The 20,812-nt window shown below is 41.4% G+C and carries 20 protein-coding genes; 16 read left to right on the top strand and 4 right to left on the bottom strand.

The features are described from left to right. The first annotated feature begins 551 nt into the window (after nt 1–551). From HGR01_RS23610 to HGR01_RS23585, 6 genes are all read left to right on the top strand, one after another. Entirely contained in the window at nt 552–980 is a 429-nt protein-coding gene (locus HGR01_RS23610; protein ID WP_045874205.1) for a hypothetical protein, read from the top strand. Nucleotides 981–1,020: 40 nt separating this feature from the next. Further along, the gene (locus tag HGR01_RS23605) at nt 1,021–1,299 is read left to right on the top strand and encodes a hypothetical protein (RefSeq protein WP_045874206.1); all 279 of its coding nucleotides are present in this window, start codon (nt 1,021–1,023) and stop codon (nt 1,297–1,299) included. 2 nt (nt 1,300–1,301) lie between these two features. Beyond that, on the top strand, nt 1,302–1,613 hold the full coding sequence (locus HGR01_RS23600) for a hypothetical protein (protein WP_045874207.1): 312 nt from the start codon (nt 1,302–1,304) through the stop codon (nt 1,611–1,613). A 569-nt stretch (nt 1,614–2,182) separates the two neighbouring features. Continuing rightward, entirely contained in the window at nt 2,183–2,548 is a 366-nt protein-coding gene (locus tag HGR01_RS23595; RefSeq protein ID WP_045874208.1) for a hypothetical protein, read from the top strand. Between the two features lie 56 nt (nt 2,549–2,604). Beyond that, nucleotides 2,605–3,606, top strand: a complete 1,002-nt coding sequence (locus HGR01_RS23590; protein WP_045874209.1) for an LLM class flavin-dependent oxidoreductase — start codon at nt 2,605–2,607, stop codon at nt 3,604–3,606. Beyond that, entirely contained in the window at nt 3,599–3,970 is a 372-nt protein-coding gene (locus HGR01_RS23585; protein WP_045874210.1) for a hypothetical protein, read from the top strand. Before HGR01_RS23590 ends, HGR01_RS23585 begins: the two co-directional genes overlap by 8 nt. On the opposite strand, the gene HGR01_RS23580 is transcribed toward HGR01_RS23585, so the two are convergent. Together HGR01_RS23580 and HGR01_RS23575 are read right to left on the bottom strand one after the other, a co-directional pair. Further along, on the bottom strand, nt 3,930–4,100 hold the full coding sequence (locus tag HGR01_RS23580) for a hypothetical protein (RefSeq protein ID WP_155539633.1): 171 nt from the start codon (nt 4,098–4,100) through the stop codon (nt 3,930–3,932). The genes HGR01_RS23585 and HGR01_RS23580 overlap by 41 nt on opposite strands. Before the next feature lie 10 nt (nt 4,101–4,110). After that, the gene (locus HGR01_RS23575) at nt 4,111–4,755 is read right to left on the bottom strand and encodes a class I SAM-dependent methyltransferase (protein WP_045874211.1); all 645 of its coding nucleotides are present in this window, start codon (nt 4,753–4,755) and stop codon (nt 4,111–4,113) included. A gap of 153 nt (nt 4,756–4,908) precedes the next feature. Between HGR01_RS23575 and HGR01_RS23570 the strand changes: the two genes are divergently transcribed. The 8 genes from HGR01_RS23570 (at nt 4,909) to HGR01_RS23535 (ending at nt 17,471) form a co-directional block, all read left to right on the top strand. Further along, a complete protein-coding gene (locus HGR01_RS23570; protein ID WP_045874212.1) occupies nt 4,909–6,708 on the top strand; it encodes an ArnT family glycosyltransferase in 1,800 nt (599 codons plus the stop codon). 79 nt (nt 6,709–6,787) lie between these two features. Further along, nucleotides 6,788–7,255, top strand: a complete 468-nt coding sequence (locus HGR01_RS23565) for a MarR family winged helix-turn-helix transcriptional regulator (RefSeq protein ID WP_045874213.1) — start codon at nt 6,788–6,790, stop codon at nt 7,253–7,255. Between the two features lie 330 nt (nt 7,256–7,585). Beyond that, the gene (locus HGR01_RS23560) at nt 7,586–9,100 is read left to right on the top strand and encodes an HlyD family secretion protein (protein WP_045874214.1); all 1,515 of its coding nucleotides are present in this window, start codon (nt 7,586–7,588) and stop codon (nt 9,098–9,100) included. Nucleotides 9,101–9,333: 233 nt separating this feature from the next. After that, complete coding sequence (locus HGR01_RS23555; protein ID WP_045874215.1) at nt 9,334–10,605, top strand: MFS transporter; 1,272 nt, start codon at nt 9,334–9,336, stop codon at nt 10,603–10,605. Nucleotides 10,606–10,868: 263 nt separating this feature from the next. Then, nucleotides 10,869–12,455: a DHA2 family efflux MFS transporter permease subunit gene (locus tag HGR01_RS23550; protein ID WP_045874216.1), complete on the top strand. Its 1,587-nt coding sequence runs from the start codon at nt 10,869–10,871 to the stop codon at nt 12,453–12,455. 289 nt (nt 12,456–12,744) lie between these two features. Next, the gene (locus tag HGR01_RS23545; protein WP_045874217.1) at nt 12,745–15,273 is read left to right on the top strand and encodes an ATP-dependent helicase; all 2,529 of its coding nucleotides are present in this window, start codon (nt 12,745–12,747) and stop codon (nt 15,271–15,273) included. Between the two features lie 956 nt (nt 15,274–16,229). Continuing rightward, nucleotides 16,230–17,018, top strand: a complete 789-nt coding sequence (locus HGR01_RS23540; RefSeq protein ID WP_052335420.1) for a GAF domain-containing protein — start codon at nt 16,230–16,232, stop codon at nt 17,016–17,018. Nucleotides 17,019–17,177: 159 nt separating this feature from the next. Continuing rightward, a complete protein-coding gene (locus tag HGR01_RS23535; protein ID WP_045874218.1) occupies nt 17,178–17,471 on the top strand; it encodes a hypothetical protein in 294 nt (97 codons plus the stop codon). Between the two features lie 249 nt (nt 17,472–17,720). Here HGR01_RS23535 and HGR01_RS23530 read toward each other — a convergent pair whose 3' ends face one another. Further along, nucleotides 17,721–18,332, bottom strand: a complete 612-nt coding sequence (locus tag HGR01_RS23530) for a 2OG-Fe(II) oxygenase (RefSeq protein WP_045874219.1) — start codon at nt 18,330–18,332, stop codon at nt 17,721–17,723. A gap of 189 nt (nt 18,333–18,521) precedes the next feature. Then, the gene (locus HGR01_RS23525) at nt 18,522–18,830 is read right to left on the bottom strand and encodes a DUF3067 family protein (protein WP_045874220.1); all 309 of its coding nucleotides are present in this window, start codon (nt 18,828–18,830) and stop codon (nt 18,522–18,524) included. A gap of 229 nt (nt 18,831–19,059) precedes the next feature. Between HGR01_RS23525 and petC the strand changes: the two genes are divergently transcribed. Beyond that, nucleotides 19,060–19,599, top strand: coding sequence for a cytochrome b6-f complex iron-sulfur subunit (gene petC, locus HGR01_RS23520; protein ID WP_045874221.1), 540 nt, complete (start codon nt 19,060–19,062; stop codon nt 19,597–19,599). Nucleotides 19,600–19,712: 113 nt separating this feature from the next. Then, nucleotides 19,713–20,714 (top strand): cytochrome f, encoded by a 1,002-nt coding sequence (gene petA / locus HGR01_RS23515; RefSeq protein ID WP_045874222.1) that lies wholly within the window; start codon nt 19,713–19,715, stop codon nt 20,712–20,714. Nucleotides 20,715–20,812 lie beyond the last annotated feature (98 nt).

The raw sequence follows: 20,812 nt of genomic DNA, 5'->3' as shown, positions 1-20,812 counted from the left end.
ACTAGAACGCCACTCAAAAAATACTAGTCCCCATACCCCAAATATTTTTTATTATCCTGCTCGGCTAAAATTTCCAGCCTTTGAGTACAAATTTAATAACTTTAATAATTCTGATCCGGCTCCGATAAACTGCTATTGAGCAACCCTCCTGATATAAAACCTATAGGATTTACGCAGAGATTCCCCTCTACCCCCCAACATTCCCAGGCAACTGTCTGGAGATGAAGGGGGGACTTCTTAACCCCCTATTCTTAACTGCATTAAACTCAGTTTTAGGGTGAGAGAGCGTGATTTATAGTCCCAAGAATAAATTATTTCAGTATGACTGAATACTAATTTGCAATTGCGGATAAATTTAATCATATATTTCAGATATTAGCTCAAGGGTTGCATCAAATCATCCCCTTTTTTAGTAATTAGTTCATGATAAACAATGGAAAATAAGCTAATTGTTAACTGATAACTTTTTGATTATCAGCAATATTTTTGTCGGTAAATAACAGAAATTATTGTCTTACTGGGTGCATACTGCCTGGGAAGGGAGAACCAAGATGAAAGTCAAGCTTTTAAATGTTCTCACAGTCTGTGTAGTTTTCTTGGCTGTGCTATCTCCAGCTTTATTAGTATTTAGTATGGTTTGGGGCAAGCATTTAGAGTTAGTAAAAGCACAGAATCTCACCTGTGAAGTAAACAATAATATGAGAGCCGATAGCTTCTTGGTTACTCAGTCGGGGGGTGTATCCTCCTCTCAATCTCAGCCAAGCATAAACCTCTCTAAGCAAAACCTCCAATCCCATAATTTAACTGTTGTAGAGCAATATCAACTAGCAACAATTATGCAATGGTTTTTCTTGCTAACACCTATTTGTGTCGGGTTAGGGATTATTGCTTACGACAGATATCTTGTTTATCGTAATGCTGTTTTTCAAGAACAAGTTGAAATGCTAGAACGGCTGTGGCAGCAAAGTATCGAACAGTAAGCAAATTCCAATTTATTCATTTTCCATCAACCAAAGCACCATGACAGAAGAACGCCAACTCCTGTATTTTGATTTAATCGATCAGCTACTCAGATGCCCTAATGGCCAAGAACCAGAAGTATTAGAAGCAAATCCAGAATTAATTGATTCGGATTTTGTGTATGCAGTGCTAAAAGTGGCAACTGTGTTTGCACATGAAGGTAATCAAGATGGTGCCCAATTCTTATTTTTTCTAGGTCGTCAATTAGCAAAACAATTGGGTTTGTATCCTGAAACTGAAGCTGCCAATTTGGAAACCGAAGTTTCAACTGAGGAGTAGCAATGCTATTGACTGAAACTGACGCTGGACAAATAGCTTTTGAGTTTCTCATGGCTGATTGGAACATCTCAGAACAGGACAGAGAGTGGTTTACAATTAACAATTCTCGTCTGGTTGGTGAGAGTTGGTACGTTGTAGAATTGGGTCTAGCAGGATTTCCTGATCGCTGGTTTATTCAAGTTTACGATACAGGAGCTTGTGACCCCAATTATACATTTATGTCACCCATCAAGGGTTCAGACGGATATGTTGACCTTGTAGATTTACCACAACTTGTTGCTGAGGTTCTAGTGTCAGAACGCAATGCGCGTTAGAGGAAAGGGGAGAAATTCATCCAAATAATTTTGTTGAGAGTTATACCAAATCAAATAATGTTTGCGACACATCATTATATTCTAGAGGGCAAGGCAGTACCCACCTGTGTCAACTTAACGCGAAACCCGCTTGGTTGGAAGGTTTCGCCCTCACCCCCAGCCCCTCTCCCACAGGGAGAGGGGAGCAGGAAATTTAGTTCCCCTTCTCCAGGGGGAGAAGGGGTTAGGGGATGAGGGTGCGAGGTATTTGTACAACGCCCGCCCTATATAGCTTTTAGCTTAAGTTGACACCACTGGGCAGTGCCTTGCCCCTACAATCTGTCGCATTCTTTTTTCAAATTGGTATTACAACCTAAAAGGTTTGAATTTTTGACTTTTGAATGCAGACGCGATTCATCGCGTCTCTACAATTTTTGACAAAAAAATAAACATCAATCAAGGGAGGTAAAAACTTTATTTTTACCTCTTTTTTATTGTGTTTGATGTTCTTAATAATTAACATTTACTTCTAAAGAAGTAATAATAAATGTCATATTTGAATGACAAATGTATGTTATATTAATAGCGTGATGAACGCTACAGAAATATCAATTGCTATGATTGCCGAAGATATCCTAGCCAAAGAATTTACTAGAGTAGTAAATCACTATTACCCTAGCGTTGGAGAATTACTGCAAAATTGTTATGTGAAGGTCATTACCTGTTTTTGGGGAAGACCTGCTAGACGGTTGCAATATATAGGGATTTATTGTTCTGATGAAATGCTTCCCCAAGTGCAATCTCAAAAAGATGTACTCAGAGAAATAGCAGATAATATGGGATTAGTTCAGGTAGTTTGTATGAATGCTGATAGATTGCTCCGCGATCCATTGTCAACGTTAAAGCAAAATAATCCCCGCCTGTGGTTGGAATTACATTGGGTTGCTGCATCTTAGAAAATTACGAGAACGAGTATCTCAGGTAGGCACAAACTGCCCATACCAGCAAATAAATGAAAACAGGACTTTTCTGCAATTACGATAATCATCATCAGGATGCCCACCGTGCCATTTTTGAACAAGTTGCATTGGTGAAACAAGCGGAAAGCTTAGGTTTTGAAGAAGCCTGGGTAAGTGAGCATCATTTTAGTGAATCCAATCTTAGCCCTTCAATGTTGGTGTTAATGGGTCATTTAGCGGCGTTAACTTCAACAATTAAACTAGGAACAGCAGCAGTGTTGTTACCGTTTTATAACCCAATTAGGGTAGCGGAAGACATTGCGACTTTAGATAATTTATGCAATGGCAGATTGTTATTTGGGATTGCCAAAGGTGGGCCATTTCCCGAACAAAATAAGCATTTTGCCACACCAATGGGAGAATCTCGTGCCCAGATGCTAGAGGCAATGGCATTGATTCAAAAGCTTTTATATGAAACAGAAGTATCATTTAATGGGCAATATTATCAATGCGATCGCCTGACAATTTACCCCAAACCTTTGCAAGCACAAATTCCCGTATATGTAGCCACTGGCGATGATGACGGTGTAGGGTTTGCCGCCAAACATTCCTTTGGCTTAATGGGGGGGCCGCCTTTTTCTCTGCACAGATTGCGGAATACTGTTGCTAAATACCGTGCCTTAAATTCTAGTGGTTGTGAAAACCTAGTACTGACTCGTTTCTTTTATGTTGCCAGGACATACGACGAAGCAGTAACAGAGGCGTTGCCTTTCATCCGTAAATTCAGCAAAAAAATGACAGCAAATGCAGCTGTTGTCATGCAGAAAAGTTCTACTGGTCATCAGGCATTTGACCGCACCAATATTTGTTTTGATGAAGACTTTTTGATTGAAAATTCAATTATTGGTGACGTGCAAACCTGCCGAGACAGAATCAAAAAATTTCAGGATGAATTAAATCTAGGCACGCTGGCAATCAAACCCTCAGCTTGCGATTTGCAAAAAAACCTGGAGAGTTTGACGCGCTATAACCAAGAGGTGCGGAATTATGTCTAAGTTACCTTTGTTGCCTCCAGATGATTTACCTCCCAAGGAAATCAGCAAAATGGATGGGATGTTACATCTGGAACTAGAACAATCGATTGGCAGATGCTTTTATCAAGCTTGCGATCGCATTACGCAAACATTGTTAGCTAATTGCCAATGGTATCTCACCAGCAACGCTACTACCTTAATGCTAGTCATTGACTGCCCTGACATCGTTTCCTACTGGCATATAGTCAGCAATGTACCCCAACTAGGAAACAGATTAGAAAGGTTGACTACTAACGCCAAAATCCGCGTCTACCCACCATTTGGCAAAGGCGGGCCCTTTGAAATCAGCGTCGGTGAAATCTCTGCCTTTCGAGATTGGTTATAAAAGGGCATGGGGCATGGGGCATGGGGCATTGGGTGTTTGGTAATGGGTAATGGGTAATTGGTAATTGCTTTTTCCCTTTCTTCCCCTCATCTTCCTCATCCTCCTCATCTCCCTTTTCCCCAGTCCCCAATCCCCAATCCCTAACCCTTATAAGCTACGACAGCATAAAACGGATCGCCCCCAGGTGCGCCTAACCACTGAAGCACAGCGGGGATGTTTGACTTATGCACAATCACCTCTGGGGTAGAAAATCCTGGGACTGAGGCGAAATAGCTTTTGACTAACTCTACTCTCGCTTCTTCGGAGACATCCCGCCAAGCTTGGATGGCTTTTTGGAAGAACATGCGGTTAGAAAAACTGATAATTGCTACACCACCGGGTTTAAGAATGCGGTGGATTTCTGTAAATATGGCCTCGGGATATTGGATGTACTGTACAGAAACACAGTTGACAACCGCATCAAAGTCTGCATCCTGCAAGGGTAACTGCGGATTGGCATTGATGTCTTGCACAAAGTAATGATTTAAACGGGGATTACGTGCTAATTCTTCAGCATTGAGTCCATGTCCCTCTACATGGGCAAATTGCATTTCTTCTGGCAGATGAGACACCCAACTGCTCATCATATCTAAGATGCGTGTGTTAGATTTAAGACGATCGCGGTATACATCTGTTAACTGTTTAATGAACGCTTCATCAACATGGGTGACAAAACGTGGATAGTCATAAAACAGTTTGTCATTTGTGTCATCTAGCTTCAGGCGTTGATCAGGTCTGAGAATCATCATCTTAAATGTCTATTTAGAAGGATTTCTTCCACAACTGAATTTATTTCAGCTAGGATTTGGATCGAATATTTTGTATGCTGCTTTACATATTTTAAAGTCAGATCACAAATATATGAAATCTCCGACGCTGCATTCAATTCGTACTAATTAATGTCCTACAAAATCCGATTATTCCCTAGTATTTGGCGGCAAATCTATCTTTTGGCTAGATTGCCTTATATAAGTTTGTTAATTTGGCTACTGCCTTTGTTAATATGTAATTCTGGGCAGAGTAGCTTAATGGCTCATGATGAAGGCTATTATGCAGGACGAGCGCGCCAGATGTTTGAATCTGGTGATTGGATAGCTCCTTGGGGAAATGCTCATCATAAAACCCCTGGCCCTTATTGGTTAATTGCTACTGCTTATAATTTGTTTGGTGTAAGTGAATTTAGTGCGCGGCTTCCGAGTGCGATCGCTAGTATTTTAGCTCTGTTTATTTTATATGAAATTGGCAAAATTATTGTCGGTAAAAAGGTAGCTTGGCTAGCAGCGACAATTTTGAGCGTGGAATTTCTCTGGCTACAGTCTAGCCGTTTAGCTGCACCTGATATACCAATGATTTTATTGGTACTTTTAGCGATTTTATCTTTACTAAAGGCGGAATTAAATCCTAAATATAGCGATTTTTTGCTATTTATTGCTGGCTTGTGTTTTGGTTTGGGCTTCTTGACGCGCAGCTTTATGATTTTGTTGCCGATGGTGGCTTTATTACCTTATTTAATTAAGGAACATCGCCGTCATCATCATCTTGCTAACCCAAGGTTGTATTTGGGGTTGGTAGTGGGTTTAATGCCAACATTAGCTTGGCTGTGGTTAAGCTGGTTGCGCTATGGTGCTGAGAGTTTTGGGCAGTTGTTAGGGTTTGTGGTAGAACTCGGTTCTGAAGACCGCAACCATAATGGTATATTATTTTATTTCTGGAATATTCCTTTAAAATCATTTCCCTGGTTCTTTTTCGCAATTTTAGGCTTGATTGTAGCGCTGCGTCGTCCGATTGCGAATTATCAGTTAATATTAGTCGGATTTCCCCTGATTTTATTTACTGAATTGAGTATTTTCTCTACTCGTCTGTCTCACTATGCGCTTGGGCTTTATCCGTTTATCGCGTTGCTGGCGGCTGTAGGTTTAGATTGGTTGGGCAAAATTTATGAATATACACAAACAGACGCGATGAATCGCGTCTCTACAAGCGAAAAATTATTGATAAAAAATAACAATTTCCTAGAGGATGGTGAGGGAATCACCAAAATTCAGCCTAGAGGAGTGAGGCTGCTACCAGATAAGCGCAATATAGCTCAATCTTTCGCTTTTACCTCCGATGGAAGTAATAAATTATTGTCATGGATGAGGAAGACTGAGAACAATTTGCCGCGTAACCTTAGTTATGCTATCGGCATACTGGGAATTTTACTGATAGCAGTCAGTATATTTGCGTTAATTTCCCAAGATGCTTATATTCGCGATCGCACAAATCTTGGTTTCATTTTAGGCTTAGGTTGGCTGATTGTGCCTGTGGTGTGGATTGCGCGTCACCGCTTTGGGCAAAAGTTTTTGACTGAAAATTATTGGTTCGCTAGTTGGTTAATTCCCTGCTGGCTGACTTTGGCTACGGCTGGTAGCTTAGGGCTATTAAGCGACTATAACCCAACTGTAAAAGCCTTTTTCCAAGAACCTGCGATCGCCTCGATTCTGCAAACTCATCCCGTGTCTTTTGTGCAAGTTTACGATAAAAACTCTGTCTTGCTGCATTTCTACACGCCGATTCCAGGGCAAGTAGTAGATTCTATTAGCCAATTACCTGCTTCTAGCTATGCGTGGATTTACAAATCACAAAATCCTCAATTATCCACGTCTTATCGTATTCTTGCTACACTACAAGAGTATCAGCTGATTCAAGTCCTTCCTTAAGATAGATGGCAATCTACTGTTGCAAGCAAATACTAGGTTAGTTAGAATAATATTACGTACACTAAATAATTATAGTGAAATGGTGTCTACATCTAAAGAGTTTGAAGTTTTGGAGTCCTGGCAGCAAGTTCTGGCCCCCAACAGTATTGGCTATAGAATCAAGTTGCTCTCACAACTGCTAACTCGCAAGTTTACAGAAAGGCTAGAGCCTTTCGGATTGACACCGTTTCATTGGTTAGTGTTGTGTTGTTTGTGGGAGGAAGATGGTTTACCAACTTCCAGCATTGGCGACAGGCTCAAACAGGTAGGCGGGACTTTAACTGGCGTTTTAGATCGGATGGAAGAACGCGGTTTAGTCCGTCGCGAACGGGATGCACATGATCGCCGCATCTGGAGAATTTGGCTAACCGATGCAGGTAAAGAGCTAGAAACAATATTACCGCCATTAGCTGCAGAATTACGCGATCAAGCCATGTCTGGTATTGCCTACCAAGAGCGCGAATTATTTTCCCAGTTGTTAAATCGGGCGATCGCGAATTTGTCTTGAGGGATTGTTGACTGTTGACTGTTGACTGTTGACTGGGTAATTGGGACAAAGAAAGAAAGGAAGCAATAATTGTAGTACAGGCAGGATTAATCGCGTCTCTCCAACTCTTGTACAGACGCGATGAATCGCGTCTCTGCAGCGCCACCTTTCCAGAATTTCTATCTGTAGTCAAAGCCACCATCACCCATTTGGGTGAAGTACTGTGAAGTTTTGTTTTGGCATAATAATACTACGCACGCGAAGGGAACGTTAGATGAAGGCAAGTAATTAAATATTACGTGTACTAAATAAAAACTAAATTTGATTTATGAGTTAGGGGAATCAACAATCATGGGCGCTAATACTGAAAACGGACACAAAAAAGGCAATATCTCTGTTATAGACAAACGACTAATTACTGATGTAGAGAGTTTAGAGGCTGTTACAAGAGAGCCTTTCGTCAGTGCAGAAGCACCTGTTGTAACTCCCGAAGCTCCTCCAGTACCGGAAACTGAGGTTCATCCTCAGCCGGAAGCACAGACAGAGAAAAAGGCTGAGAAGAAGCGGAAAAAACCGATTGGTTTGATTTTAGCTGGCGTGGGTGTTGGTGCGATCGCGGCTGGTGGTTTTGGTTATCACTATTGGCAATATGCTTCTACCCACGAATCAACAGATAACGCTACAGTAGTGGGAAACATTCACCAAGTTGCTAGCCGGATTCCTGGGACTGTCAGTCAGGTACTAGTGAATGATAACCAACTGGTGCAACCTGGACAGTTATTAGTCATACTCGATCCCAGAGATTACCAAAGTAAAGTACTGCAAGCACAAGCAGCGTTAGAAAATGCTCGTGGACAGGCGCAAGCAGCCCAAGCAAACATCGCTTTAACTTCTCAAACTTCTAGCGGTAAAACTGCTCAAGCGCAAGGAGATGTTAACAGTGCGCTGGCGGCGATTTCCACAGCCCAAGCCGCAGTTAAAGAAGCCCAAGCCGGGATACCCGCAGCTCAAGCGGAAGTGCAATTAGCTCAAGCTGGGATACCCGCAGCCCAAGCGCAAGTAGCGCAGGCTAACGCGAATTTGGCAAAAGCCCAAGCAGACTACAACCGTTACAACAGCTTGTTTAAAGAAGGCGCAATTGCTCGCCAGCAGTTAGATACAGCCAGAGCCGCTTATGATGTGGCTGTAGCGCAGAAGAATGCTGCGGTTCAGGGAGTAGAACAAGCACAAGCTAGGTTAGCCTCTGCGAGAGTAGGTGTAGCCAAAGCGCAATCGCAACTTGCACAAGCACAAGAAGGTGTTACCAGCGCCCAAGCAAAACTCGCAGCATCAAGGGGTGGATTGCAACAAGCCACCGCCACCGGACAAGATACAGCTGTGAAACAAAGTCAATATGAAGCCGCAAAAGCTGCGATCGCCCAAGCGGAAGCATCGCTCAAAGACGCACAATTGCAGCTTTCTTACACCAACATTACCGCTCCTAGTGCCGGACGAGTAGGTAGAAAAAACGTGGAAGTTGGTAACCGGGTGCAAGTTGGTACACCATTAATGGCGATCGTTGATAACGGCTATTGGGTAGTAGCGAACTTTAAAGAAACCCAATTAAATAAAATGCGACCTGGAGAACCAGTTGAAATCAAGCTGGATGCTTTTCCCAACCACCCCTTTAGAGGACGTGTTGACAGCATATCACCAGCCTCCGGCGCTCAATTCGCTTTACTACCACCAGATAACGCCACTGGTAACTTCACCAAAATTGTCCAACGTATTCCAGTCAAAGTAACTTTAGACCAAAACAGTATCCAAGGATATGAGTCACGAATTACACCAGGGATGTCTGCGGAAGTTGATGTAGAGGTTAAGTAATTATTTTGTCATTAGTCATTTGTTAATTGGTACTTATTTATAACCAATGACCGATGACTATTGACACCAGAAAATCATAGTATAACCGATAAATTATTCTGAATTTACTTTAAACCCCACCCCACCAAAGCTATGCTTTTTGTCTCAGCAATTATGGTTAGAAGGTGGGTAAATTTTATTATGTTTATTTGCTAGCTTTTTAGCTATTACAAATAACAAATGACAAATAACAAATGACCAAAAACCAACTAATTCTACCTGCATTAAAATCCAGAAACTATCGCCTATTTTTTGCCGGACAAGGGATATCTTTAATTGGAACTTGGATGACACAACTAGCTACAGTTTGGCTAGTTTATAGCTTAACCAACTCCGCATTAATGTTAGGGGTTGTCGGCTTTACCAGTCAAATTCCTAGCTTTTTTCTGGCTCCCTTTGGGGGTGTTTTTGTAGACCGCTTTTCGCGCTATCGTACCTTAATTGGTACGCAAATCATGGCGATGATTCAGTCCCTAGCATTGGCGGTACTGGCGCTCACTGGTGTAATTCAGGTATGGCACATCATTGCTTTAAGCTTATTTCAAGGATTTATTAACGCCTTGGATGCGCCAGCTAGACAAGCTTTCGTACCAGAATTAGTGGAAAAAAGAGAAGATTTAGCCAATGCGATCGCTATTAATTCCACCATGATTAATGGGGCGCGATTAATTGGCCCAGCAGTTGGCGGTTTAATTATTGCGAGAATTGGTGCTGCTTACTGTTTTTTGATTGATGGTTTAAGCTATATTGCTGTGATTGCTGCTTTATTAGCAATGACAGTTAAACCTTGGAAAGTGACAGTAAGTCACGGAAATGCTCTGCAAAAAGTTAAAGAGGGATTTGTCTATGCTTTTAGCTTTCCACCAATCAGAGCTATTTTATTACTATCAACTTTAGTTAGCCTAATGGGACTACAAAATACTATTCTTGTACCCATATTTGCTGAAGAAATTCTTAAAGGTGGTGCAGAAGCACTAGGCTTTTTAATGGCAGCTTCGGGAGTAGGAGCTTTATCAGGTGGGATTTATTTAGCTACCCGACGTACAATATTAGGAATTGGCAAATTAATTGCCATAGCTCCGGCAATTTTAGGAGTAGGTTTAATAGCTTTTGCTTGCTCCCGATATTTACCACTTTCTCTATTCACAATGTTGTTTGTAGGCTTAGGAACAATTCTCCAGATTGCCGCAAGTAACACGTTTTTACAAACAATTGTGGAAGAGGACAAACGCGGTAGATTAATGAGCTTGTATACCATGTCATTTTTAGGCATGATACCTGTAGGTAATTTATTAGGAGGTTTCTTAGCAAGTCGCATCGGCGCTCCTAACACCTTAATTCTTGATGGTATAGCTTGTATTATCGGCTCTATATTGTTCTTTAAACAATTACCAGCTTTGAAAAAGCTTGTTATACCCATTTATGAAGAAAAAGGCATTGTCAAACCTTTAGGGGCTGCTAGGTAAATTAATATGCTTTAGTTAGATATAAAACATAAAATTTCCTAGGTTGGGTAAACGTAAAACTGTAAACTAATGAAAACCAACAGATTCACAAAAATGTTGGTTTGCGTTCCTCAAACGCCACTTGCTTTAAGCCGGGAAACCCGTCCAACGCAGTGGCTCCTCAACCTAAAATCTCTTTAATTACGAATTACGAATTACGAATTACGTAGCGCTTTGCGCTTCCCGTAGGGTATTACGAATTTTTTGAACACTGGAGCAATTCTATGGCTCAGACAGGTGCTATCCAACAACAACCTACCTTACCGCCAGATCATATACCGCTAAGAACCTGGATTGGTGTATTAGCCAGTATGCTAGGTGCATTCATGGCAGTTTTAGATATTCAAATTACTAACGCATCATTACAAGAAATTCAAGCAAGTTTAGGTGCAACCTTAGAAGAAGGTTCCTGGATTTCTACTGCTTATTTGGTAGCAGAAATTGTAGTAATTCCCTTAACAGGATGGCTATCGCGGGTGTTTTCCCTGCGGCGTTATTTATTAGTAAATACCATACTATTCATTTTCTTTTCTATTTGCTGTGCTTGGTCATGGAATCTCAATTCTATGATTGTCTTCCGTGCTTTACAAGGCTTCAGTGGTGGGATATTAATTCCTTCTGCGATGACTGTTGTATTGACGACTTTACCACCATCTAAGCAATCAGTAGGATTAGCAGCCTTTGCGATTACTGCAGTTTTTGCGCCCTCAATTGGCCCGACATTAGGAGGTTGGTTAACAGAAAATTTTAGTTGGCAGTATAACTTTTATATAAATGTATTTCCTGGTGTGTTAATGCTTGCCGGAGTATGGTATGGCATTAAACAAGATAAACTGCAGTTGGATTTGCTGAAGCAAGGCGACTGGTGGGGAATTCTTTCTATGGCCATTGGCTTAGGTTCCCTACAAGTTGTATTAGAAGAAGGTAGCCGTAAAGATTGGTTCGGCTCGGCTTTAATCGTCCGCTTAACTGTGATAGCGGTAATTTTCATAGCGTTATTTTTGATCATAGAATTAACTCGCAAGCAACCATTTATTAATTTAAGATTGGTGCTGCGGCGGAATTTTGGTTTAGCCAGTATAGTTAATGTTTCTTTGGGTGTAGGGTTATATGGTTCAATTTATGTCTTGCCATTATATCTTGCCCAAATTCAAAAATATAACGCATTACAAATTGGTGAAGTATTAATTTGGGCAGGTATTCCGCAACTATTTATTATTCCCTTTATCCCTAAATTAATGCAACGCATTGATGTGCGGTTAATGGTGGGTGTAGGGGTTTCTTTGTTTGCTATAAGTGCATTTATGAACGCCGGAATGACTTATCAAACAGGTTTAGATCAATTAAGATGGTCGCAGCTTGTCCGTGCAATGGGACAACCATTAATTATGGTTCCATTGAGTAGTATCGCCACTGCAGGATTGAGTCCTAAAGAAGCAGGTTCGGCAAGTGGTTTATTTAATATGATGCGGAATCTGGGTGGTTCTCTAGGAATTGCAGCCTTAGCAACTTTATTAACAAATAGAGAGCAATTTCACTCTAATAGATTAGGTGATAGCATATCACTATATAGTCCCGAAACTCAACAACGAATCGACCAGATGACGCAATATTTTATTAGTCGAGGAGCCGATTTAAGTAGCGCCCAAAATCAGGCGATCGCATCGATATCTAATATTGTGCGTCGCGAAGCTTTTGTGATGGCATTTAATGATTGTTTTTACTTTATTGGCATCGCTTTACTATTAAGCGGATTGGCGATTATCTTCATTAAAAAAGTCAAGGCAACTGGTGGGGCTGTGGCACATTAAAATAATTCGTAGTTCGTAATTAAAGCCAGATCCCTGACTTCTCAAAGAAGTCGGGGATCTATTTTTTCGCCAAGGATGTAGGCGGTAAAGGTAAATTCTCACCTTCCCTGTTCCCCTTTTCCCTTTTCCCGTTCACCCAATCCCATAAGAGAGCCTGTAATTTGTCATTATATAAATATTAGTTAATTGATTTGTGATGGAAAATTTCTCAACCAGAGAGATACACTAATAATTTATAAAGTCTGCGATTTGAGAATCTCATCCCAAATTCCAAATTTAAATTCCTGTAATGTCAGACGTTAATTTTATTGATACTGTGACGCAAGAATTATCTGATAAATCTCCTCTTTCTACTCTACGGGCAGAAGCGATCGCACGCATCCGGAATAGCCTACGCCCTGGACAACAGCAAATGGCTGATTGGAACTCAGGCCCTTTGGCTGTGTCGGCTGTACCTGGTGCGGGGAAATCTACCGGGATGGCGGCGGCGGCGGCGATCGCAGTTGCGCGTCAATATGAACTTGCAGCCCAGTCGCGCCCTGCTTCTCGTCGTCAGTTGGTAGTGGTTACCTTTACCCGTTCTGCGGCGGCTAATATTAAAGCGAAAATCCGCAAATATTTACGCGATGATTTATCTTTGCCTCAGACAGGTTTTGTGGTTTATACCTTGCATGGTTTGGCATTAAATATCGCCAGCCGCCATCCTGAATTATCGGGGTTGCAGTTAGAAAACGTCACATTAATTACCCCAAATCAAAGCCACCGCTTCATCCGAACTGCTGTAGAACAGTGGATTGCGAATCATCCCAGCCTTTATTTACGCTTACTCGAAGGTAGCCAATTTGACGGCGAAGAAACAGAAAGATTACGTCGTCAATCAGTGCTGCGAACGGAAGTTTTACCAGACTTAGCAACAACAGTTATTCACGAAGCCAAAAGTTCTGGTTTATCCCCCGAAGACTTACGCCAGTGGAGTAAACACACCACAGACCCCTACGCCATTTTAAATATAGCCGCAGGTTTGTACGAGCAATATCAGAAGTTAATGCGATCGCGTGAATTCATTGACTACGACGACATGATTTTAGCCGCCCTGCGCGTCCTCGAAAACGAAAGTGCCCGCCGCATCGAGCAAAATCAAGTTTTTGCCGTCTTTGAAGACGAAGCCCAAGATTCCAGCCCATTACAGACGAAGTTGCTGGAAATTTTGGCGAGTAATGCGGAGGGGGATAAGGGAGATGAGGGAGATAAGGGAGATAAGGGAGATGATGGAATTAATCCCATTACCAATTACCAATTACCAATTACCCAGTCCCCATTACCCCTTATCCCCAGAGGGGGCCCCGAGTTCCCCAGTCCCCAGTCCCCAATCCCCAACCCCCAATCCCCAATCAACCTAGTCCGCGTAGGCGACCCCAACCAAGCAATTAACTCAACTTTTACCCCAGCCGATCCGATTTACTTTCGAGAATTTTGTATTGAGTGCGATCGCATGAGCCGATTGGCGACAATGGATCAAGCTGGGCGCAGTACGAGAATTATCATTGAAGCGGCTAACTTTGCGCTGGAATGGATTAATAGTTTTTACGGAGTGAAGATGCAACAATCGTCGCATGACTCCGTGATTTCTCTTCCCTTCCGTTCCCAGAAAATTCGGGCTGTGGATACTGGCGACCCGCAAGCAGATGCGAACCCAGCACCAGTAGGAAGGGGATTAGAACTATATACTCCACGTGATATTCATCACACTGTTGAATTGCTTTCCCAGCGAGTTATTGAATTATTTGCTGATGACCCTAGCAAAATTAGTGCTGCGGTGTTAGTGCGGGAAAACCGCCAAGGAAGATGGCTAGCTGAAGCCCTAGAACCAATATGTAAAGAGCATAAAATTACACTTTATGATGTGGGAGAACGCGATCGCCGTTCCCAAATTCCCCAAGAAATTTTAGCCTTACTCCAATTTTGCGATCGCCCCCATTCCCCAGATTACCTAAAAGCGGCTTTAGAAGTATTAGTGGAACGCCAACTAATACCCACCCAAGACTTGAACGCACTAGCAAGTTTACCAGAAGATTTTTTATATCCTGGCCCCTTAGCCGCACCGCAATCAGAAACAGTCCAAAAAGCTTCACACTTGTGTCGGAGTTTACTACGCGCCCGCTTAGAACTGCCAATATATCAGCTAATTTCCTTTTTAGCTTTGGCTTTGAATTACGACCAAGCCGAACTCGCAACGGCTGACAAACTCGCAGAACGAGTAAATCAGCAAATTTCTGGTAATAGTTCCATGGGCGCAATGCTGTCAGCCTTAAGTGAAATTGTCAGTTCCGAACGCTTTGAAGCCGTAGAAACAGAAGATTTGGAAGCACGTTACACCCGTAACGGTCAACTGACAATTATTACCATGCACAAAGCCAAAGGGCTAGATTGGGACTATGTTTTTATTCCCTTTCTCCACGAAAATTTAATTCCCGGTCGCTTTTGGGTTCCACCTCAAAGCCAATTTTTAGGCGACTTCACCTTATCAGAAGTCGCCCGCGCCCAAGTACGTGCTGCTTTGCATAATGAATCACAGATACCCGATGTCTCCCAAGCTTGGGAAGTAGCAAAACATCTGAAAACTGCGGAAGAGTATCGCTTACTCTATGTTGCCATGACCAGAGCCAAGCGCTTATTGTGGATGTCTGCAGCGCAGAAAGCCCCATTTACTTGGAGTAAACCAGAGAATTTGCAAGAACAATCACCTTGTCCTGTATTTCCTGCTTTAAAACGTCAATTTCCTGATTATGTGCTTTCTTTAGCAACGATGGTTCATTAGACTTCTTGCATAAATCAAAAGCCCTCACCCATGCATGGGTGAGGGACTTTGAAAGTTGCTCCCCTTCTCCCAATATTGGGAGAAGGGGTTAGGGGATGAGGACAAGTTTTGCATTCGTGCAAGAGGTCTATTGAGTAGTTAAAGCACAATACGGTTGAATGTCACTTACTTGAGCAAGATTTAGATCCCTGACTTTTTGAAAAGTTGGGGATTTGTCCAACAAATTTTGCTGAATTAAGTGCTATTTCCAGGATTATTAATAGATTTCAAATATAACTGCATTTGTTTAAACAACTTTAATCCCATTTTCATAAACAATTACAATATGACTCTCTTGATTAATTCGGTTTAAAGTATTTGAGTGATATATATTACATATTTAGTTAACATTTTTATTGAAAATTGCTTAACAATGGTCGCCAGCCCAATCTACACATGATGAAACCTGCAACAAACCAGATTGTCGCTTATTTATAAAGTTAAAAATTAATTACATCAGTGTGTTATAGGTGTATATTGTCCATTATGATATGTTTACTAAAAACGAGGGCATTGCCTGACTCAACACACTACCTGGCGCTGCCTGATAACTTTCTTATGACAAACTACATTTAAGCTTCAATTTATAAATTTCCTTTATGGAATTTCTCATAGCGATATTAAGTATTGTCACGGTTTGTATTTAATATCAATTTAGGGCATTCTATTATTTTAGAGATTTATTCTATGTCTTAAATAACGATACATGTACAGCAAATTGCTGGTTAAGTACAGATAATTGTAAGGGCATGACACTGCCATGTCCCTACCGACTTATGAAATACGCTATATTTTATGCCTACTTCTTACTGGCACTATCGCTAAGTCAAAGTCAATGTAAAAATCTTGTATTTTGTTATTAAAAATATTTAGTTTTAATTCATCCATATCCCAGAAGAAAAGGTGGTTATACACTAATGTCATATCGTCAAGATGAAGCCGATAGCAATATCTCTCAGACCAAGCAATTAAGCTTATATGATGCTAGTAATTATGAATATTTACTACGACAAAAATTGCGTCAAGAAAAGTTACTCAGTAGAATATCGCTGAAGATTCGGGAAACATTAAAATTAGAAGAAGTACTGCAAACATCTGTAGAAGAAGTTAGGCAATTACTAGCAACAGATAGAGTAGTTTTATATCAGTTTGCCAATGATTTGAGTGGTTCAGTAGTAGTAGAATCTGTTAACCCAGATTATATGTCTATTTTAGACATGAACATTAATGATACCTGCTTTTCCAAAGAACATGCAGTCCTCTACCGCGATGGTCGAATTAGAGCAATTAACAATATTTATCTAGAAGGATTAGCTGGTTGTCATGTTCAATTACTAGCTGAAATACAAGTAAAAGCAAATTTAGTAATTCCGGTGATCCGTCAAGATTTTTTATGGGGTCTTTTAATTGCTCATCATTGCCAGAACCCTAGAAAATGGGAAGAGTGGGAGATTGAGCTACTTAAGCAGCTGAGTGTTCAATTAGCGATCGCAATTCAACAGGCACATCTTTATGAACAGCTGCAAGCTCAAGTACAACATTATAGTGTTAATGGTAATCCACAAGAAAATTCAGCTATAAATGCTCTCCAAAAACTCCAACTTCTGCTGCAACGAGAAGATATTTGTTGGGAAAACTTGCCAGCAATAGTAGAAGAAAGTTTAGATAAAGCTTATCAAGGAATCATTACTTGGGATAAAAAGTAGATATCTCATCTAAGCATCAAAATTGATTCTGAAAATATTCTTATAGACAAGGCGGAGGGAAGAAAAAATAGGTTATATAAAATATTGAATAAATATAAATTCCCCATAAACCGAAACTAAGTATATTCGGTGTATTTAAATGGAAAAATTAAATAATAAATGCATGAAGAAATAATAATTCATACCTGTTTGGTACAAATATCTAAATTGGGGATATCAGGGGAAAAATACCCAGAAAAACAATACTTTTGGCAAATATCTCCAATATTAGCTGATGGTTGTAGAGAAGTTTGGATAACTTTGGAATGGCAAACTCACCCTAAAGATTGGACTTGTGGAGTTTTATGTAAAATCGCACAAGATTTCCAAATTCAACAATGCAGACTTTTAACCCGGAATTTTGCAGGGGAAATAGTCGAGCAGTTTCTTTATGATGTAGCGATTGGGAGTTAGGGATTGGGGATAAGGGACTGGGGATTGGGGATAAGGGAGCAGGACTTACGCAACTGGCACAGTGATCCTCTGGGATAAGAGTCAAGAGTCAAGAGTCAAGGGTCAAAAATTTAGGTTTTTTGGACTCTTGACCTTTGACCCTGGACAAACCCAAACGAAAAAAATATGACACTTGCGTAAGTCCTAGGGAGAAATTACCAACACCAAACCCCAATTACCAATTACCCATTACCAATTACCAATTACCCATTACTTCCGCTTTTTCTGTGTAGATTTAGCCACTCTCGACTCAATAGTAAATTCTGGTATTTCTGCGAGTTCTACCTCATTCAAACTATACTGTTCGCAAACTAAACTCAGACGGTTTCCAGGAGTTTGGACTGCATTGACAGAATGTGTTAAATCGCCTTGAAAGTGAACTAAAGTATTCATTTGTGGCTTAATTTGCCCAAGTTGGCGTTTGTGCGATCGCAGTACCAATTCTCCCCCCTGCATATCGGGAGGTACGCGCACATACAGAACGCTAACAACTAAAGGCGGTTCTATAGTTTTACAGTATGAACGCAAAGAACGATCGATATGCGGATCGACACGAGAGCCTTCTTTGAGCAATAAAGGATTAAGGTAAAAAGCATTACAGTTAGGTAAAAGAGCTAAATCTAAATAAGGCTTGAAATAGGGAAATTGTTGCTCTACTTGTGCTATGTATGATTTTTGAAACACTACAGAAAATCCCTTCGTACCAACAAAATCGCGGTTGAGGTTATTAACAGAAAAGTAAGGACAAGCATGGATTTCTCCCCATAATTTATTGAGATAATCACTGGGGAAAGCGTTTGATTGTTGTTGATAGTTTTTCACAGTACGGCGAGGGGATTTACCAAATTTTTAACTGTAGGGTTAGTTACAATACTTCCCGGTTTATGAGATTCCTGTTTGATTTTTCCCAGTTTATGCATCTCTACACTTTTTCTTTCCTGTTACCTCTGTTTACAAGTCATTTCATAAATGACTGCACATATCTTTAAAAGAGCAAATTGTCAAGATAGATCATAAGATCCATTCCGAAGAACGCTCGCCCAAATCGAGGGGAATACTCACAGCTTTGCCCAAACGAGGGCGATCGCGTGTTTGAGTGATAAATGTTTGGACTTGAGTCGTTCCACCTAAAGCATTAAGATAATTGGCAATGCTATCAAGATGGGCTTGATATTCCTCTTCGCTTAAGGGAAAAGAAGCTTGCTCAACATACTTCCACATGACTTGCAAAAAAATTTTTCCCTGGGATCGCCGCAGCTGCACATCGTAAGAGCGTCCCCACTTTTCAAGCAACAGTTGACGTAATTGCTGTCCTGTCATAGGTTGTCTCAATTAGATTTTACATTTAGTTATGATGTTAAGTTCCGTAACTCAAGTATGATAAGGATATAAAGAAATGTAATGCTAACAGAAAAGATGCTAGATATATCTTGGAACAAAGAAGTATGGCATTTTTGTGGGCGTTAGCATTTCGACTTAGATAAGAGTTGCTCACCTACTAGTACTCTTATCAAAATGCTTAACAAAATACACAAAGAGCGCGTAGATTATGGCTCAATTTTCTGAATCAGCAGACGTGCCCGATATGGGGCGTCGTCAATTCATGAATCTGCTCACTTTTGGAACCGTCACTGGAGTGGCTCTGGGTGCATTGTATCCCGTTGTCAATTATTTTATTCCACCTGCTGCAGGTGGCGCTGGTGGCGGTGCAACGGCAAAAGATGAGCTGGGCAACGATGTTAGCGTCAGCAAGTTTCTAGCAAGCCATAATGTAGGCGATCGCTCCCTCGTTCAGGGACTCAAGGGCGACCCAACTTATCTTGTAGTAGAAAGCAAAGAGGCGATTGGCGATTACGGCATTAATGCCATCTGCACCCACCTGGGTTGTGTTGTGCCCTGGAACGTGGCTGAGAACAAGTTTAAATGTCCTTGTCATGGTTCCCAATACGACGCAACTGGTAAGGTTGTTCGTGGCCCCGCGCCGCTTTCTTTGGCTTTGGCCCATACCAAAGTAGAAGACGACAAAGTTGTAGTTACTCCTTGGACTGAAACCGATTTCCGTACCGGCGAAGAACCTTGGTGGGCTTAATTATCTTTGTCAGCAGTCAGCGATCAGTGGTCAGTTATTTACTTTCCACAGACAAATGACGAATGACAAATGACCAATGACTAATTCACGAGAGAATCGTTGCCCTTATAGAGATGAGAAATGCTTCGATAACAGCGAGGTTCACTCGCAGTACTAGAGCAATCGTCAAAACATTGCTCATAGCGATCGCTACGGTGACATTCTACTTCACCAGCGATTTAGCTCTGCCACAATCGGCTGCTGCCTACCCTTTTTGGGCACAGCAAACCTATCCAGAAACCCCCCGCGAACCAACAGGGCGGATTGTTTGCGCCAACTGTCACTTAGCTGCAAAGCCGACAGAAGTGGAAGTTCCGCAATCAGTGCTACCTGACACCGTGTTTAAAGCCGTGGTGAAAATCCCCTACGATACTAGCGTGCAGCAAGTAGGTGCTGATGGCTCTAAAACCGGTTTGAATGTTGGCGCTGTATTGATGCTACCCGAAGGCTTCAAGATTGCTCCTGAAGACCGCATTTCTGAAGAACTCAAAGAAGAAGTCGGCGATACTTACTTCCAAACTTACAGCGAAGATCAAGAAAACGTCGTCATCGTTGGCCCTCTCCCTGGTGAACAGTATCAGGAAATAATCTTCCCAGTTCTGTCTCCCAACCCCGCAACTGATAAAAACATCCACTTTGGTAAATATTCAGTTCACGTAGGTGGTAACCGGGGACGCGGACAAGTTTACCCAACTGGTGAAAAGAGCAACAACTCTGTTTACAATGCTTCTGCTGCTGGTACAATCACCAAGATTGCCAAAGAAGAAGATGGAGACGGCAACGTCAAATATGTATTGAGCATCAAAACCGACGCTGGTGAAGTTGTCTCTGATACGATTCCTTTAGGCCCCGAACTCATTGTTTCTGAAGGGCAAACTGTAAAAGCTGGTGATGCTTTAACCAATAATCCCAACGTTGGTGGATTTGGTCAAAAAGATGCAGAAATCGTATTACAAGATGCTAGTCGCGTCAAGTGGTTGATTGCATTCATCGCGCTTGTGATGTTGGCTCAAGTTATGCTCGTGTTGAAGAAGAAGCAGGTTGAGAAAGTCCAAGCCGCAGAAATGAATTTCTAAATTCTTTGCTAACTTACTTATTTAAAGACAGGCAATTTGCCTGTCTTTTTTATTTAAAGCGACGGGATAATTCCATACCCTTGAAGGTGCGTAGGGTG

It is taken from the genome of Tolypothrix sp. PCC 7712 (genome assembly GCF_025860405.1).
GTDB lineage: Bacteria > Cyanobacteriota > Cyanobacteriia > Cyanobacteriales > Nostocaceae > Aulosira > Aulosira diplosiphon.
This window is presented reverse-complemented; position numbering and strand designations above follow the sequence as displayed.

What these genes read in the sequence shown, in the direction of transcription:
- HGR01_RS23540 (WP_052335420.1), top strand. Translation starts at nt 16,230, where the DNA reads ATGTCATATCGTCAAGATGAAGCCGATAGCAATATCTCTCAGACCAAG.
- petC (WP_045874221.1), top strand. Translation starts at nt 19,060, where the DNA reads ATGGCTCAATTTTCTGAATCAGCAGACGTGCCCGATATGGGGCGTCGT.
- HGR01_RS23585 (WP_045874210.1), top strand. Translation starts at nt 3,599, where the DNA reads ATGTCTAAGTTACCTTTGTTGCCTCCAGATGATTTACCTCCCAAGGAA.
- HGR01_RS23525 (WP_045874220.1), bottom strand. Translation starts at nt 18,830, where the DNA reads ATGACAGGACAGCAATTACGTCAACTGTTGCTTGAAAAGTGGGGACGC.
- HGR01_RS23605 (WP_045874206.1), top strand. Translation starts at nt 1,021, where the DNA reads ATGACAGAAGAACGCCAACTCCTGTATTTTGATTTAATCGATCAGCTA.
- petA (WP_045874222.1), top strand. Translation starts at nt 19,713, where the DNA reads ATGAGAAATGCTTCGATAACAGCGAGGTTCACTCGCAGTACTAGAGCA.
- HGR01_RS23600 (WP_045874207.1), top strand. Translation starts at nt 1,302, where the DNA reads ATGCTATTGACTGAAACTGACGCTGGACAAATAGCTTTTGAGTTTCTC.
- HGR01_RS23595 (WP_045874208.1), top strand. Translation starts at nt 2,183, where the DNA reads ATGAACGCTACAGAAATATCAATTGCTATGATTGCCGAAGATATCCTA.
- HGR01_RS23545 (WP_045874217.1), top strand. Translation starts at nt 12,745, where the DNA reads ATGTCAGACGTTAATTTTATTGATACTGTGACGCAAGAATTATCTGAT.
- HGR01_RS23565 (WP_045874213.1), top strand. Translation starts at nt 6,788, where the DNA reads ATGGTGTCTACATCTAAAGAGTTTGAAGTTTTGGAGTCCTGGCAGCAA.
- HGR01_RS23560 (WP_045874214.1), top strand. Translation starts at nt 7,586, where the DNA reads ATGGGCGCTAATACTGAAAACGGACACAAAAAAGGCAATATCTCTGTT.
- HGR01_RS23535 (WP_045874218.1), top strand. Translation starts at nt 17,178, where the DNA reads ATGCATGAAGAAATAATAATTCATACCTGTTTGGTACAAATATCTAAA.
- HGR01_RS23570 (WP_045874212.1), top strand. Translation starts at nt 4,909, where the DNA reads ATGTCCTACAAAATCCGATTATTCCCTAGTATTTGGCGGCAAATCTAT.
- HGR01_RS23555 (WP_045874215.1), top strand. Translation starts at nt 9,334, where the DNA reads ATGACCAAAAACCAACTAATTCTACCTGCATTAAAATCCAGAAACTAT.
- HGR01_RS23610 (WP_045874205.1), top strand. Translation starts at nt 552, where the DNA reads ATGAAAGTCAAGCTTTTAAATGTTCTCACAGTCTGTGTAGTTTTCTTG.
- HGR01_RS23590 (WP_045874209.1), top strand. Translation starts at nt 2,605, where the DNA reads ATGAAAACAGGACTTTTCTGCAATTACGATAATCATCATCAGGATGCC.
- HGR01_RS23575 (WP_045874211.1), bottom strand. Translation starts at nt 4,755, where the DNA reads ATGATTCTCAGACCTGATCAACGCCTGAAGCTAGATGACACAAATGAC.
- HGR01_RS23550 (WP_045874216.1), top strand. Translation starts at nt 10,869, where the DNA reads ATGGCTCAGACAGGTGCTATCCAACAACAACCTACCTTACCGCCAGAT.